12 protein-coding genes and 3 pseudogenes are annotated in these 12,553 nt (G+C 69.6%); 8 read left to right on the plus strand and 7 right to left on the minus strand.

Features of this window, described 5'->3' with window-relative positions; translation table 11 throughout:
• Window positions 1-491: 491 nt before the first annotated feature.
• Both FHS37_RS17095 and FHS37_RS17100 read left to right on the plus strand, forming a co-directional pair.
• Window positions 492-707 carry a hypothetical protein gene (locus FHS37_RS17095; RefSeq protein WP_184821970.1) on the plus strand — a complete coding sequence of 72 codons (216 nt, stop codon included), beginning with the start codon at window positions 492-494 and terminating at the stop codon, window positions 705-707.
• Window positions 694-1,275 carry a DUF6262 family protein gene (locus FHS37_RS17100; RefSeq protein ID WP_184821972.1) on the plus strand — a complete coding sequence of 194 codons (582 nt, stop codon included), beginning with the start codon at window positions 694-696 and terminating at the stop codon, window positions 1,273-1,275. The genes FHS37_RS17095 and FHS37_RS17100 overlap by 14 nt, the downstream gene beginning before the upstream one ends.
• Window positions 1,276-1,331: 56 nt before the next feature.
• Here FHS37_RS17100 and proS read toward each other — a convergent pair whose 3' ends face one another.
• Window positions 1,332-2,744: a proline--tRNA ligase gene (proS, locus tag FHS37_RS17105; RefSeq protein WP_184821974.1), complete on the minus strand. Its 1,413-nt coding sequence runs from the start codon at window positions 2,742-2,744 to the stop codon at window positions 1,332-1,334.
• Between the two features lie 56 nt (window positions 2,745-2,800).
• Window positions 2,801-3,082, minus strand: a pseudogene (locus FHS37_RS17110) (diadenosine tetraphosphate hydrolase); the annotation flags it as partial.
• Window positions 3,083-3,461: 379 nt separating this feature from the next.
• Here FHS37_RS17110 and FHS37_RS17115 point away from each other — a divergent pair.
• Window positions 3,462-3,653 (plus strand): annotated as a pseudogene (locus FHS37_RS17115) (IS5/IS1182 family transposase); the annotation flags it as partial.
• Window positions 3,654-3,660: 7 nt separating this feature from the next.
• On the opposite strand, the gene FHS37_RS17120 reads toward FHS37_RS17115, so the two are convergent.
• Both FHS37_RS17120 and FHS37_RS17125 read right to left on the minus strand, forming a co-directional pair.
• Window positions 3,661-4,458, minus strand: coding sequence for a hypothetical protein (locus tag FHS37_RS17120; protein WP_184821976.1), 798 nt, complete (start codon window positions 4,456-4,458; stop codon window positions 3,661-3,663).
• A gap of 34 nt (window positions 4,459-4,492) precedes the next feature.
• On the minus strand, window positions 4,493-5,173 hold the full coding sequence (locus FHS37_RS17125; RefSeq protein ID WP_229890022.1) for an NAD(P)H oxidoreductase: 681 nt from the start codon (window positions 5,171-5,173) through the stop codon (window positions 4,493-4,495).
• Between the two features lie 117 nt (window positions 5,174-5,290).
• Between FHS37_RS17125 and FHS37_RS17130 the strand changes: the two genes are divergently transcribed.
• A complete protein-coding gene (locus tag FHS37_RS17130; RefSeq protein WP_221499863.1) occupies window positions 5,291-6,220 on the plus strand; it encodes an AraC family transcriptional regulator in 930 nt (309 codons plus the stop codon).
• 282 nt (window positions 6,221-6,502) lie between these two features.
• Here FHS37_RS17130 and FHS37_RS17135 read toward each other — a convergent pair whose 3' ends face one another.
• The gene (locus FHS37_RS17135) at window positions 6,503-7,087 is read right to left on the minus strand and encodes a TetR/AcrR family transcriptional regulator (RefSeq protein ID WP_184821982.1); all 585 of its coding nucleotides are present in this window, start codon (window positions 7,085-7,087) and stop codon (window positions 6,503-6,505) included.
• A gap of 137 nt (window positions 7,088-7,224) precedes the next feature.
• Here FHS37_RS17135 and FHS37_RS17140 point away from each other — a divergent pair, with 137 nt between their 5' ends.
• Window positions 7,225-8,094, plus strand: a complete 870-nt coding sequence (locus FHS37_RS17140) for a class I SAM-dependent methyltransferase (protein ID WP_184821984.1) — start codon at window positions 7,225-7,227, stop codon at window positions 8,092-8,094.
• 77 nt (window positions 8,095-8,171) lie between these two features.
• Here FHS37_RS17140 and FHS37_RS17145 read toward each other — a convergent pair whose 3' ends face one another.
• Window positions 8,172-9,461 (minus strand): MFS transporter, encoded by a 1,290-nt coding sequence (locus FHS37_RS17145; protein ID WP_184821987.1) that lies wholly within the window; start codon window positions 9,459-9,461, stop codon window positions 8,172-8,174.
• Between the two features lie 26 nt (window positions 9,462-9,487).
• Window positions 9,488-9,799 (minus strand): hypothetical protein, encoded by a 312-nt coding sequence (locus FHS37_RS17150; protein WP_229890023.1) that lies wholly within the window; start codon window positions 9,797-9,799, stop codon window positions 9,488-9,490.
• A 535-nt stretch (window positions 9,800-10,334) separates the two neighbouring features.
• On the opposite strand from FHS37_RS17150, the gene FHS37_RS17155 reads away from it, so the two are divergent.
• From FHS37_RS17155 to FHS37_RS38845, 3 genes and pseudogenes are all read left to right on the plus strand, one after another.
• The gene (locus FHS37_RS17155) at window positions 10,335-10,883 is read left to right on the plus strand and encodes a YciI family protein (protein WP_184822182.1); all 549 of its coding nucleotides are present in this window, start codon (window positions 10,335-10,337) and stop codon (window positions 10,881-10,883) included.
• 70 nt (window positions 10,884-10,953) lie between these two features.
• Window positions 10,954-12,093, plus strand: a complete 1,140-nt coding sequence (locus FHS37_RS17160; RefSeq protein ID WP_184821988.1) for a GDSL-type esterase/lipase family protein — start codon at window positions 10,954-10,956, stop codon at window positions 12,091-12,093.
• A gap of 265 nt (window positions 12,094-12,358) precedes the next feature.
• Window positions 12,359-12,517 (plus strand): annotated as a pseudogene (locus tag FHS37_RS38845) (DUF6308 family protein); the annotation flags it as partial.
• Between the last annotated feature and the right edge of the window lie 36 nt (window positions 12,518-12,553).

Consider the following 12,553-nt stretch of genomic DNA (forward strand, 5'->3'; position numbering starts at 1 on the left):
ACGACCGGCGCAAACAGGGGAACCCACCAGACAGGGCTCGACGACCAGGGCAATCCCGTGCCGTGCGGCCGGACGGAGATCACCGTGTACGGGCTGCGGCACGCCTACGCCCAACGGCACGCCGACGCCGGCGTCCCGGTTGACCGCTTGCGCGAGTTGATGGACCATCGCGAAATCGACACCACCATGGGCTACTTCAAGGTCTCCCCGGAGCGGAAACGCAAAGCCGTCGAGACGGTCGCCCAGCTGACCGTCGACCGGCACGGCAACCCCCGCGGCTACAGCGACGTCCTGGCCTACGAAGGTCAGACCGTCGCCGTCCCTTACGGCGGGTGCAGCGAACCCAGCAACGTCAAGGCCGGCGGGCGGCACCGCCGTATCCGCTTCCAGTGCGCAGGCTGCGACTTCTACCGCCCCGACCCCTCCTACCTCCCGGCCCTGCAGAGCAGCAGGTCGCCGAGCTGCGGGCCGGCAAGGAAGCAGCCCTGGTCGTGGGCGCCGCCGACTGTGTCATCCGCAACTTCGACGATCAGATCACCGGCTACAACAAGGCACTGAACCAGATGCGGCGCACCCTGAATGCCCTGCCCGAGCCGGAGCGTACGGCTGTTGAGGACGCGGCGCGAGAACTGCGCAAGGCGCGCTCGGCCGCCGCCTTTATCCCCGTGGACGGGCTGACCATCCGGAGCGCACGTGACCAGCACTGAATCGTCCCGCGATGCCCGCGTAGCCCGCCTACGCCGGGCCCGCCAGGCGGACAGCGAAACCAAGACCATCCGCACGCAAGGCGCCATCCGTGACCTGCTCAACGCCGGACAACGCATCTCCTTCGTCCGGGTGGCGCGCGAAGCAGACGTGTCGACCTGGTTCGTCCACAACACACCCGCCATCAACGCTGCGATCCGCAATGCCATGAGCGACCAGGCCCAACACGGCAGGGAAGCAGCCGCAGTGCCACGACCCGAGCGGGCCACACCCGCCGGTCTGCACACCGACCTCGCACTCGCCCGCGAAGAGATCCAGGAACCCAAACGCGAGCGCGACGCCTTGAAGCGTCGCGTCCAACTCGCCCTGGGGGCGGAAATCGACAACGCGGCCCACACCGATCTCGTCCGCCGGATCCAGAACCTGGAACGTCAGAGTCAGGCTCTGACCAGAAATTTCGCCGAGGCCCACGCCCGTGCTGAAAGACTCGCCGGACAACGGGAGGAAGCGGAAGAGACCAGCGGATCGCTGCGCCTTGCGCTGCGCAAGGCGATGCGGGCCGTGCCGTGAGGCCGCCGGTCCGCCCACGGTGACCAGGCGGAGCAGCAGCACCGGTCTCTCCAGGGTCAGTAGGCGCGTGCCACGACGGCGATGTTGCCAGGCTGGTCGTCGCTCTCGGGAACGGAACCGTCTGCGGCGACCAAGCACCGCACGGTGACGCCCCGTTCGGCGAGCTTGGCCTCACCCTCCACGCCCAGCGTCTCCCAGGCAATGCGCGCCCAGCCGGTGCTCGCCGCCTCCGCAGCCTCCTCGACCGTGGTCACCTCGACGGTGCGGTCGTTGCGACGCTCACGGGACTGCGCCAGCAGAAGCGCCTGGTCGTCCTCCAGTACCGTGGGCAGGATCTCGGACAGTGCCCCGATCGGCGTCGGCTCCTTGCTTCCCGCTACGCGGCGGACCAGCACGGCAGTCCCGTTCTCCACGTCACGTGGCCCGACCTCGACGCGTACCGGCACCCCCTTGAGCTCCCAGTCGACCGCGCGGCGGCCGAACGGCGTGTCGGTGCGGTCGTCGACGTGTACGCGGATACCAGCCGTCTTCAACCGGTCACCGATCCCGCGGACCGTGTCCAGGACCGCGTCGTCGCCCTTGACGGCCACGATGACCACCTGAACCGGGGCCAGACGCGGCGGGACGCGAAGGCCGTCATCGTCGCCGTGCATCATCACCAGTGCGCCGACCATCCGGGTCGTGGAACCCCACGACGTCTGCCAGACGTATTCCTCACGGCCGTCCTTCGACAGGTAGCGCGTCTCGAACGCCTTGGCGAAGTTCTGGCCCAGTTCGTGGCTTGTGGTCAGCTGGAGGGCCTTGCCGTCGCCCATCATGCCTTCCAGGGTGAGCGTGTTGATCGCGCCGGCGAACCGCTCCCTGACCGTCTTGCGACCCGGTACGACATCCATGGCGAGGACGTTCTCCAAGAAGTCGGCGTACACCTCCTGGTGGATGTGTGCGGCGTAGTCCCGGGCGTCCTCGTAGGTGGCGTGTGCCGTGTGGCCTTCCTGCCACAGGAATTCCGTCGTACGAAGGAACACGCGCGGCCTCAGCTCCCAGCGGACCACGTTCGCCCACTGGTTGATCAACAGCGGAAGGTCGCGGTAGCTCTGCACCCACTTGGAGAAGTAGTCGTTGACGATCGTCTCAGACGTGGGGCGGACGACGACGGGCTCTTCCAGCTCCTTGCCCCCGCCATGAGTGACTACGGCCAGTTCGGGCGCGAAGCCCTCGACGTGCTCGGCCTCCTTCGTCAGGTACGACTGCGGGATGAAGAGCGGAAAGTACGCGTTCTGCGCGCCGGCCGCCTTGATCCGGGCGTCCACCTCCTGCTGCATCCGCTCCCACAGGCCGTATCCGTACGGTCGGATGACCATGGTGCCGCGCACCGGCCCGTTGTCGGCCAGTTCGGCCTTGCCGACCAGGTCCTGGTACCAGCGGGGGAAGTCGTCCGCCTGGGGTGTGAGAACGGGTGCTTCTGCCATGACGCGCAGAGTAGGACGCGGCTCCACCGAGGCGCGACCCGATTACTTCCCACACGTCAGGATGCCGGCAGGTCCAGTTCGTCACCGATGGCCTCGCGCAGTACGTCGTGCTGCGGGCCGAGGGCGTGATGTTCGTCGCTCCATCGCTCACGCGGACACAGCCACACCGGTCCGCCCACGAGATCGGCTGGCTCCCAGCCGGATCGCGGCCACCCATGCGCATGCGGGAACGGATCGGCATTCCCGAGGATCTCAAGATTGACTCGCAGGAAAGCCGGATCCAACCGCTCACAGACGCGTTCGACGGCCTCGCCCAGCTTGTCCATGCCGGACAGGAACAAGTTCCGACAGCCGCTGCACCAACGGCGTTGTGTGCTGATCCAACCCGGGAGTGCGGATAACGCGGGTGCGGCAACCGTCGGCAGGGTCGAGCCCAATGTTCCAGTGACGGAAGCTGTCCCGGCTGTAGTCGTGGCGGGACCGGGTGACCGCCTCGGCCGGCGGCAGGACTTCTGCGGCGTGTGCGGAGGTGGGGAGGGGGCAGGGGCAGGACGACGAGCACGGTGGCGGCAGGGCAGCGCAACACGCTGGGGAGCGTGCGCTGTGGGTAGCGGTTCGCCCAGCCCTGGCACGGGCCGTCACCAAGGACGCCACCCGCGTGACGTCAATGGTCCTACCGCACCAGGTTGGCCCGTGCCCGTGACCGGCGGGCGCAGCCGTTGCCGAGGCAGTAGGGGCGGCCGACCGACCGGCTTCGATCGGGCGATCCACCGCCGTCGCGACGAAGTGGGGCGAACGACCAACCGACTCAAGAGCTTTCGAGTCGTGGCAACCCGCTGCAACAAGAGGGCCTACCTTTTCTGCGGCACGGTCATCGTCGCCGCGATCCGGCCGTGGCTCCACCCGTAGCCGTGGCTTACCGCATGACCGGGCGGTTGGCGGAGGTGTACTCGTCCGCGACGGTGAAGACACTGGCGCAGCGCGGGCATTCCGCTTTGCCGAACAGGTGGGCAATTCCGTTGGCGAGCGCCTCCTGCCCGTCGCGGACGGTGATCCGGTGCATCCATCGGCCGGTTCCGGTGAGTTCCCCGGCGGCCGCCGGACGCAGATCCCGTCGGATCTCCTCGTCCCCGTCGCGCACCTCCGAGTAGCAGCCGAAGCTGCCGATGGCGATCGTCACGCCCACGCGACAGTGAGGACAGTCCACGCCGATGATGTCGTCCGTGAAGCCCTCCAGGGTGTTCGCCCAGTGGTACTCCTCCTCGACCGCGAGCAGGGCACGGAAGGACGCAAGGTAGTCGGCCGGCCGCGACCGCAGGTGTCCGTCCAGCACCTCACGGAACTCCTTGATCGCGCTGGCGCAGTCCGCCAGCAGGCCATCGCAGCCGTGCCGTCCTGCCGCGCGCTCCAGGATCCTCCCGGCCAGGCCGCGCGCCTCCGCGCTGCGGGGCGCGAGGCGCACCAGGCGTGGCAAGGCGGCGAAACCGGCCGGAGACACCAGATCGTGCTCGAGGACGAGCCGCCAACCCAGCTCCTTCCACGCTTCAGGGTCGTCCTGGCGCTCCACCCGCTCCAAGAGCTCAGGAACGCAATCGACGTCGAACCTGCAGTCGCGCATCCGTGCCCAGTCCACCACCTGGGCATTGAACCCTCCCGGGGCGGCCGGGGGCGACTCCGCGTTCCCAGGAGTGCCGGTTCGGCCTTCGACGCCCACAGGTCGTCCACCGCCACGTATGTCTTCCCGGCGGTCAGGCCGCCACGCGTTCCTCGGTGGCGAACTTCTCCACGAACTCCCGTGCACGCCGGTCGAGATCGGCGTACTGCGCCTCTCGCTCGGCGCCCGTGACCGCGTCGCCGACCAGGAGGTTGCCCTCGGCGTCGACGCGCTGCGGGCGCTCCTCCGCGTCGGTGAGCAGGCCGACGGTGGAGTGGGAGAAGCCGCAGTAGTAGGCGATGCCCTCGCTCAGGTTGGTCTCGAGGACGGTCCGCATTCCCTCCACGACGGGATCGTCGGCGGTGGCGCCGGCCAGGCCCAGCCACAGGATGCGCTTGCCGGCGAGGCGGGGCTTGCTGCGGCCGTAGGCGAGCCCGTAATTCCATACGCGGTCGATCCAGCCCTTGAGGATGGCGGGCACACTCTGCCAGTACACCGGGAAGACGGCGACGACGGCATCGGCGTCGAGGAGGCGCCGCATGTGGGCATGCACTTCGTCCGAGTACCTCTTCTCCCGGTCGCCCCAGTCGGGCTGGTCCGCCGTGTTCATCCGGGGGTCGAACCCCTCGGCGTGCAGGTCGAGCAGGTCGACGCGGTAACCGGCGGCTTCGAGCCGGGCGGCGGCACGGCGGGCCGTGTGCGCGGTGAGGGAATCGGTGCGGTGGTGTGCGACGACGACGAGGGCTGTCCTGGCACGGCTGTCGTGCTGCGTCACGGGGTCTCCCGGCTGGTCTCGGTCGGTTGGATGAACGAGTTCAGTACAGCCGCGACGACGTAGATGATCCATGGGAGAAACGCTCTGAAACATAGGAGAACGTCTACGGTGTCTTCCATGGATCCTTTGAGTTCGCTGCTGAGCGGCATCCGGGCCGAGGGGTCGGTCGTCAGCCACGCCGTACTGACGGCGCCCTGGACCGTCCGCTTCACCGACGCCGCACCGCTCACCATGATCAGCGTGCTGCGGGGCGGGGGCACCCTGCTGCTGCCCGACGGAACGGAACGAGCGATCGGCGCGGGCGACACCGCCGTCGTGCGCGGACCCGACCCGTTCCACCTCGCGGACCACCCCGCCACCGTGCACAGCTCCCACGCCGCGTACGAGATCGCCTGCTTCACCGAGAGCGCCGAGTGCAGCGCCCGGGAACTCGGCGGTATCCACTGGGGCACCGACTCGGAGGAGGCGACCGCGCTGATCGTGGGCGCCTACCGGGCCTCGGGCCACCGCCACGAGCGGCTCCTGCGTGCGCTGCCGCCCGTGCTGGTGGTGAAGGAGGACGCCGAGGTCTGTGCCTGGCTGGAGACGGCCGCCGCCGACGCCGCCCGACTCTCGGCCGGTTCGCAGGCGCTGATGGACCGGCTCCTCGACTGGGCCCTGGTGTGCACGCTGCGCAGCTGGTTCGACCAAGCGGGCGCCGACGCGCCCAGCTGGTACCGGGGCCTCGCCGACCCGGTCCTCGCGCCCGCCCTGCAGGCCTTCCACGACCGGCCCGCCGAAGCCTGGACGGTGGCCTCCCTGGCCGCTCGGGCCGGCGTCTCCCGGGCGCTGTTCGCCAAGCGCTTCACCCAGCTGATGGGCCGCCCGCCCCTCGCCTACCTCACCGAATGCCGCATGGACGAGGCCGAGGCGCTGCTGTCCGACACCGACCTCGGCATCGCCCAGATCGCCCGGTCCGTCGGCTATGCCGACGCCTTCGGCTTCAGCGCCGCCTTCAAACGCCACAAGGGCCTGAGCCCCAGCACGTTCCGCGCCACGGTGGTCTGAGTTGCGGTCCGACGACCAGGGGGCCCTTTCCACGGAGGTCGCTCTGCGTACGGCGGACCAGGCCGCCCACCGATCGGCCGCTCCGTGCCCGAACCGTGCGGTGGCGCCTTGGGAAACGAGCAGTGTACGGATTCCCGCTCGATCCGGGTGTTCGGTGCGGTGTGGGGGTGAGTGCCCGGACACGAGAGCGGCCGGCGCCCGATCTTCGAGACGCCGAGCCCCGGGCACGCCCATTGATCGTGCCGCCGCACCGGAGGACTTCCAGATCCCCGAGGAGCCGGGCTATCCCTCCACCAACGCGGTCACCAGGCGCGTCATGAGGGGCCGCGGGTCGGGTGCGCCCGGCCAGCCGGTCATCAGGAGGTGGTGGGCGGTGCCGACGACGGCAAGGGCCACGGTGTACGGGTCGATGGTCTCCGCCACCCGCCCGAGGTCCCTCTCGGCCTCCAGATAGCCGGTGATGGCCTGCTGGATCGCGGTGAAACCGGGCGCCCCGCCTTCCATGGATGCGCGGACACGAAGCGCGGCAGCGGGGCGGGCCATGGCCAGGCTCGAGATGGCGGGGCCGCCGGAGTCGAACAGCGCGAGGGCGACGGCCTCGAGGTTCCGCACCACCGTGCCCCGTCCGGCGAGTTCCGGCAGTTTCTCCGCCTTCGCCGCCGTCCGCGCGAACCGGTCGAGACAGAGCTCGGCCACGAAATCGTCGAACCCCGCGAAGTGCGCGTGCAGCAGCCCTTTGGCGCAGCCCGCTTCAGTCGTGACGGAGCGGCTGGTGAGCGCGCCGGGCCCGTCCCGTTCCACGACGCGCTCGGCGGCCGCGAACAGCCGCTCGCGTACGTCCGGCGTCGCCACTCCACGCGGTGACATGGGCCCTCCTCCGTTCCGCATCCGCCGCCCTCACGGGGACACAACCCACTGGATAGTAACGGGGATTGCCAGTTTGGGCATACGCCCATACTGTTTGGGCGCACGCCCATTCTTGTCGTTCCTCACAGGAGGCACTCGTGCCGGACATCGTCAACACCGAGCAGGCGCAGGCATGGAACGGTCCCGAAGGAGCCCACTGGGCCCGCAACCGGGACCGGTGGAACGCCGTGAACCAAGGCTTCAACGAGCCGCTCCTCGGCGCCGCCGGAATCACCGGGGACCACCGGATCCTCGATTTCGGTTGCGGCTCGGGGCAGACCACGCGCCTCGCCGCGCTCCGGGCATCCCGGGGACACGCACTGGGTCTCGACCTGTCCGGCCCGATGCTGGCCGAGGCCCGGGCCCTCGCGGAGCGGGAGGGCGTCGTCAACGTTTCCTTCACGCAGGGCGACGCGCAGGTACACCCCTTCGAGACGGGCACCTTCGATGCGGCGATCAGCCGCTACGGAGCGATGTTCTTCGCCGATCCCGTAGCGGCCTTCGGCAACATCGGCCGAGCGTTGCGGCCCGGCGGGCGCCTGGCGATCGTCTGCCCCGCTGATGCCGTGCTCAACGACTGGGTGACGGCGATGGCGTCACTGCGCGGCTTCCTGCCGGTCGGCGACTTCGGGCGGGTGGGGTCGCCCGGCATGTTCTCCCTGGCCTCGCCGGATCGCATCCGCGACGTCCTCACCGCGGCCGGATTCACCGGCATCACCATTACCCGGGTGCAGGCTTACGGGACATGGGGACACGGAGCCGAGGACGCGGCGGAGTTCCTGCTGGGAACCGGCCCCGGCCGCCACCTGATGGAGGAAGCCGACACGGCCGCTCGAGTCCGGGCCCGCCGCACCCTGACGGAACATCTGCGCAACCACGAGGCGTCGGACGGAACGGTCCGGCTGCGCAGCACCTCGTGGCTGGTCACGGCGGACCGTCCGGCCGACCCGTCGGACAAGTCCCGGTAGCGTTTGGCCGAGTTCGTATCGGTGTGGGCAAGTCACGGTGGCGGGTGGAGCAGGCGCCGGTCCAGGCGGCAGTGCCTCTAACGGGATTCCACGGCCGACCTGGTGATGTTCTTGAGGAACAGCACCGGCGTCACCGCTGTGGCCACTGCGAACACCGCGAAGGCCAGTCGCATACCGCCCAGTTCGGCCAGCAGGCCCACCAGGGCCGCACCCAGCGGCATGGCGCCGAAGTTGAAGAGCCGGGTCGCCGCGCTGTAGCGGCCGAGCATCTCGTCGGGGACCTTGCGCTGGATGATGGTGCGGGTGTTGACCGTCCAGAGCGTGCTCCCCATGCCGCCGAGGAAGGCACCGGCCGTCACGGCCCAGGTGTTGGCGGTCAGGGCGGGCAGCACCACCATCGCGGTGGTGCCGACCAGATCGGCGAACATCGCCCAGCGAGCACCGAGCAGCCGGTTCACCCAGGTCACCGCCACCGCGCCGACCAGGCCGCCGACGCCGAGGGCGCCGACCACAAGGCCGTACTGCTGTGGTTCGAGTTCCATGGCCCGCTTGGCGTAGAGCGGCATGAGGGCCACCCAGGCGCCCCAGGCGGCGGCGAGCACGGCGACGACCAGCGACAGCGTGCGCAGCACGTCGTCGCGCCAGAGGAAGCGCAGCCCTTCGGCTATCCGGCCGTTGACCGAGACAGGAGCCGCGTCCGGAGCGCGCCCGTCGGCCCGGAAGCGGCCCACGAGCAAGAGCAGGGTGAGCGCGGCGAGCGCGTAGGAAGCGCTTATCAGTCCTAGCGCGATCCCCGTCCCGGCAGCCAGCAGAAGCCCTCCGACGAAAGGTCCGGCGAACTCCTGTCCCACGGTCTCGGCACCCACCATCCAGGCGTTGGCGCGTTCCCGTCCGGCCTCCGGTACCGCAGCCGGGACCAAGGCGGACGCAGAGGTGGAGGCCAGTACGTCGGCGACACCGAGGATCCCCCCGGCGGTGAAGAGCTGCACGAGCGTGAGGCCACCGTTCACGGCGGAGACCGTGAGCCATCCCATTGACGCTAACCGCATCCCGTTGGCAGCCCAGAGCAGCCGCCGCCGGTCGAAACGGTCGACGAGCACGCCGATGTGCAGGGCGACGAGCAGCCAGGGCAGTGTGAGGGTCAGCGAGACGGCGGTGACCTGGACAGGAGAGCCGGTGAGCTCGACCGCCAGCAGCGGCAGAGTCATCTTCATCATGCCGTCGGCGAGGTTGGTCACAGCGGTGAAGCCGACCAGCACGGCGGTGTTACGCCGAGCGCGGCAGGCTGGAGGACGGCCCTCTGGCGTCGAGATTCCAGGGCTTTCGCCGGTCTCCGTTCGCTCAGGCACCGTCGCGCCCATGACCATCTCCTGACCTTCGACCTTCTCATGCCTCAGGCGGCTGAATTTGGGGATTCCTCAGGACGTGCTGTCGAGCCATCGAAGAGGGCGATGCAAACGGTGGTGCGCTTTCCAGCCGATTCGCGTCGAGATTCGAAATTCCGGCAAACGACCACGGCGGTTTCCCACTCATGCCGGCTGGCCCGTCCCGCATCCGCAGCTCTGGCCACCGGCAGAACCGGATCGGGGTTCCACACGGAGACCTCCACCAGGTCGCCGGTGATTCGCGGTTTCACCGTCAGGCCCAGCACGCACTTACGGGTGTCAATGACCGGTTCATCGACGACCAGCCGAGTCGGGTCCATCGCGCGGGCGGGGGCCGGGATGCCGCGTTCGGCTTGGACACGGGGGGAAGGAGGGAGGCCACCGCGCGGTAAAAGGCTTCGGTGATGCGCGCACTGCCGCCGTCCAGGGCGACGACGTCCCGTACGGCACAGAGCCTCGTACCACCCCGCCGCCCGGTGCCCACTTCACCGCATCCAGTGCCGCTCCCCCGTCCACGGGTACGCGTGTACCCGCGCTGACGCCCCACACGCCCCTGTACCGTTTCCGGAACGGCGACGCCGACCACACCCGGACGGCAGCCCGGCACCTGGACGAACCGCGGAGTACCGCCCAGCGCCCCGGGAGTCGGCAGGAACTGGCCGAGGCCCGCCGCACCTGGCGCCTGCGCCTGCAGGACCTGTTGACGAAGCATCCCGACGCCACCGACGAGCTCCGATCGGCGAACCGCCGCTTGCGCCCCCGCGTCCACGGCCGCAGCCCGGCAGGTGGAGAGCGGGGCCATCGTTGCCAAAAGCCAGTTGAGGCGGTGCTCTTGGTGAGGAAGGGTCTGTGGTCATGGAGTTCTTCTGCTACCACCGTGATCGGCCCGGCTCCCTCGCGTTACGCGAGGAGTTGCTGGAGGAGCATTGGTCCTACATGGACCGGTACGCGAAGGAGCTGATCGCTCGCGGCCCGACCTTCGCCGATGACGGTGAAACACCCACCGGCAGCGTGCACATCGTCGACCTGCCCGATCCCGCCGCCGCCCGCGCCTTCGCCTTCGACGAGCCCAACTACCAGGCCGGCGCGTACCGGGACGTGCTGCTGCGCCGGTGGCGCAACGTGCTGGGGCGCACCATGTGGGATTTCCCCGGTGGCCGGACCGGTGGCAACCGCTACCTGGTGCTCGGCCTCGGCGAGGGCCCGGACGCCGACCTCGCCCTGCCGCTCGACCGGGACGAACTGGTCGCGTACGGGCCACTGCTGTCCGACGACGGCAACTCCTGGCTGGGTACGGCGGTGCTGCTCAGGGCCCCGGATCCGGACACGGCACGAGCCGTCCTGAATCCGGACCGGTACGCGGACATCGCGGTCCACGACTGGGAGTTCGGTGGACGTCGATGAGCCGCGAAGGCACCGGGGTGATGTCATTTTCGGGCCACATCGGCCTGGGACAGGAGCGGTGACGGTGGCGATGCGGGCGGTTCCACTGGTGGGCGGGCCGGTGGAGTTGCGGGGCGCGCTGGACCTGGAGACCACACAGGCAGGGGTGATGCCGCGCCGGCTGCCCGCGTGGACCAAGGAGCAGTACCAGGACCCGTCGGTCTACGGGGTGACCGTGATGCCCTCGGGGGTGCGGCTGGTGTTCCGCACCGATGCGCGCGAGTTGGAGTTCGAGGTACTCACCTCCACCGGCCAGCTCGACTCCGACCCCCGCCCCCGGCCGACCGGGATGCTGGAGTTGCTGGTCGACGGCGTCTTGGTCGGGCGTCAGCAGGCGCCGGTGGGCAACGTGCTGCGGATGGCGGGCCCCGGGGCCGTGCAGCGACTCGTCCCGGGCGAGCCAGGGACCGTACGGTTCGCCGGGTTGCCGGCCGGCATGAAGGACGTCGAGTTGTGGCTGCCACAGCAGACCCCAACGGAACTGGTGGCACTGCGCGCTGACGGCGACGTGCTGGCACCGCTGCCGGACGGGCGGCGCCGCTGGGTGCACCACGGCAGTTCCATCAGCCACTGCATCGAGGCCGACGGTCCGACCGGGACCTGGCCGGTGGTGGCAGCGGCGCTCGGAGGAGTGGAGGTGATCAACCTCAGCCAGGCGGGCAACGCGCTGCTGGACCCCTATGTCGCCCGGACGATCCGCGATACTCCCGCCGACCTGATCAGCCTCAAGGTGGGCATCAACATCGTGAGCCTGGCCGCCTTCCGGCTGCGGACATTCGGCCCGGCGGTACACGGATTCCTGGACACGATCCGGGACGGACACCCAGACGTCCCGCTGCTGTTGATCTCTCCGGTGAGCTGTCCGGCCCTGGAGGAGGCCCCCGGCCCGACCGCGACCGGCCCGGACGGCAGGCTCGCTGCCCTGGGCGACCCGGCCGACGTGGCCGGCGGGGCATTGTCGCTGGCGGTGGTCCGTGCCGAGCTGGCCCGGATCACCGCGGCACGACAGGAGTCTGATCCCCACCTCCACTATCTCGACGGACGCGAGCTGCTCGGCCCGGACGAGGCAGAAGACCTGGCCGACGGTCTTCACCCCACCGCTGCCGCATACCGTCGAATGGGCAAGCGCTTTGCAGCCCACGCCTTCGCGACCGACGGTCCCTTCCGCTGAGTGAGCTGGGCTCCACGCCCTGCATCAGGTGTGGAGCTTCCACGCTCCTCCGGCCGGAGATGGGCGGTGGGGGATTCGGGGCACTGCTCGCCTCATGAAGGACGGGTTCGTGTGATCTCTTCCACTGGGACATCGTCGTCGCCGTTGGGGCAGCGGTTGCGCGTGCTGCTGAGTGCGGGGTGTGCCGTCGCTGACCTGCGGCGTTACTTCGGCATAGGCATGCCTCCTGGCGGGGTGCCCGTTCACCGGCAGCCGGTTCGAGCATCTGGCCGATGGGGGAGACCGGCCGGAGACAGCCGATCGAATCACGGCGGAGGGCCTGGTCCCGGTGCAGACCTCGTCGGCCACCGTTCCGACGCCTGTTGCGCTGGACATTCTGGAGGGCCGTCTCGGCGTGCGGCTGTCCGGCCTGCTGCAGGCCGTCCCCAGGGACATGGACATGGTCGAGGCGGAGGTATCC

Origin of the sequence: Streptomyces griseomycini, assembly GCF_014203535.1 — a bacterium.
GTDB lineage: Bacteria > Actinomycetota > Actinomycetes > Streptomycetales > Streptomycetaceae > Streptomyces > Streptomyces griseomycini.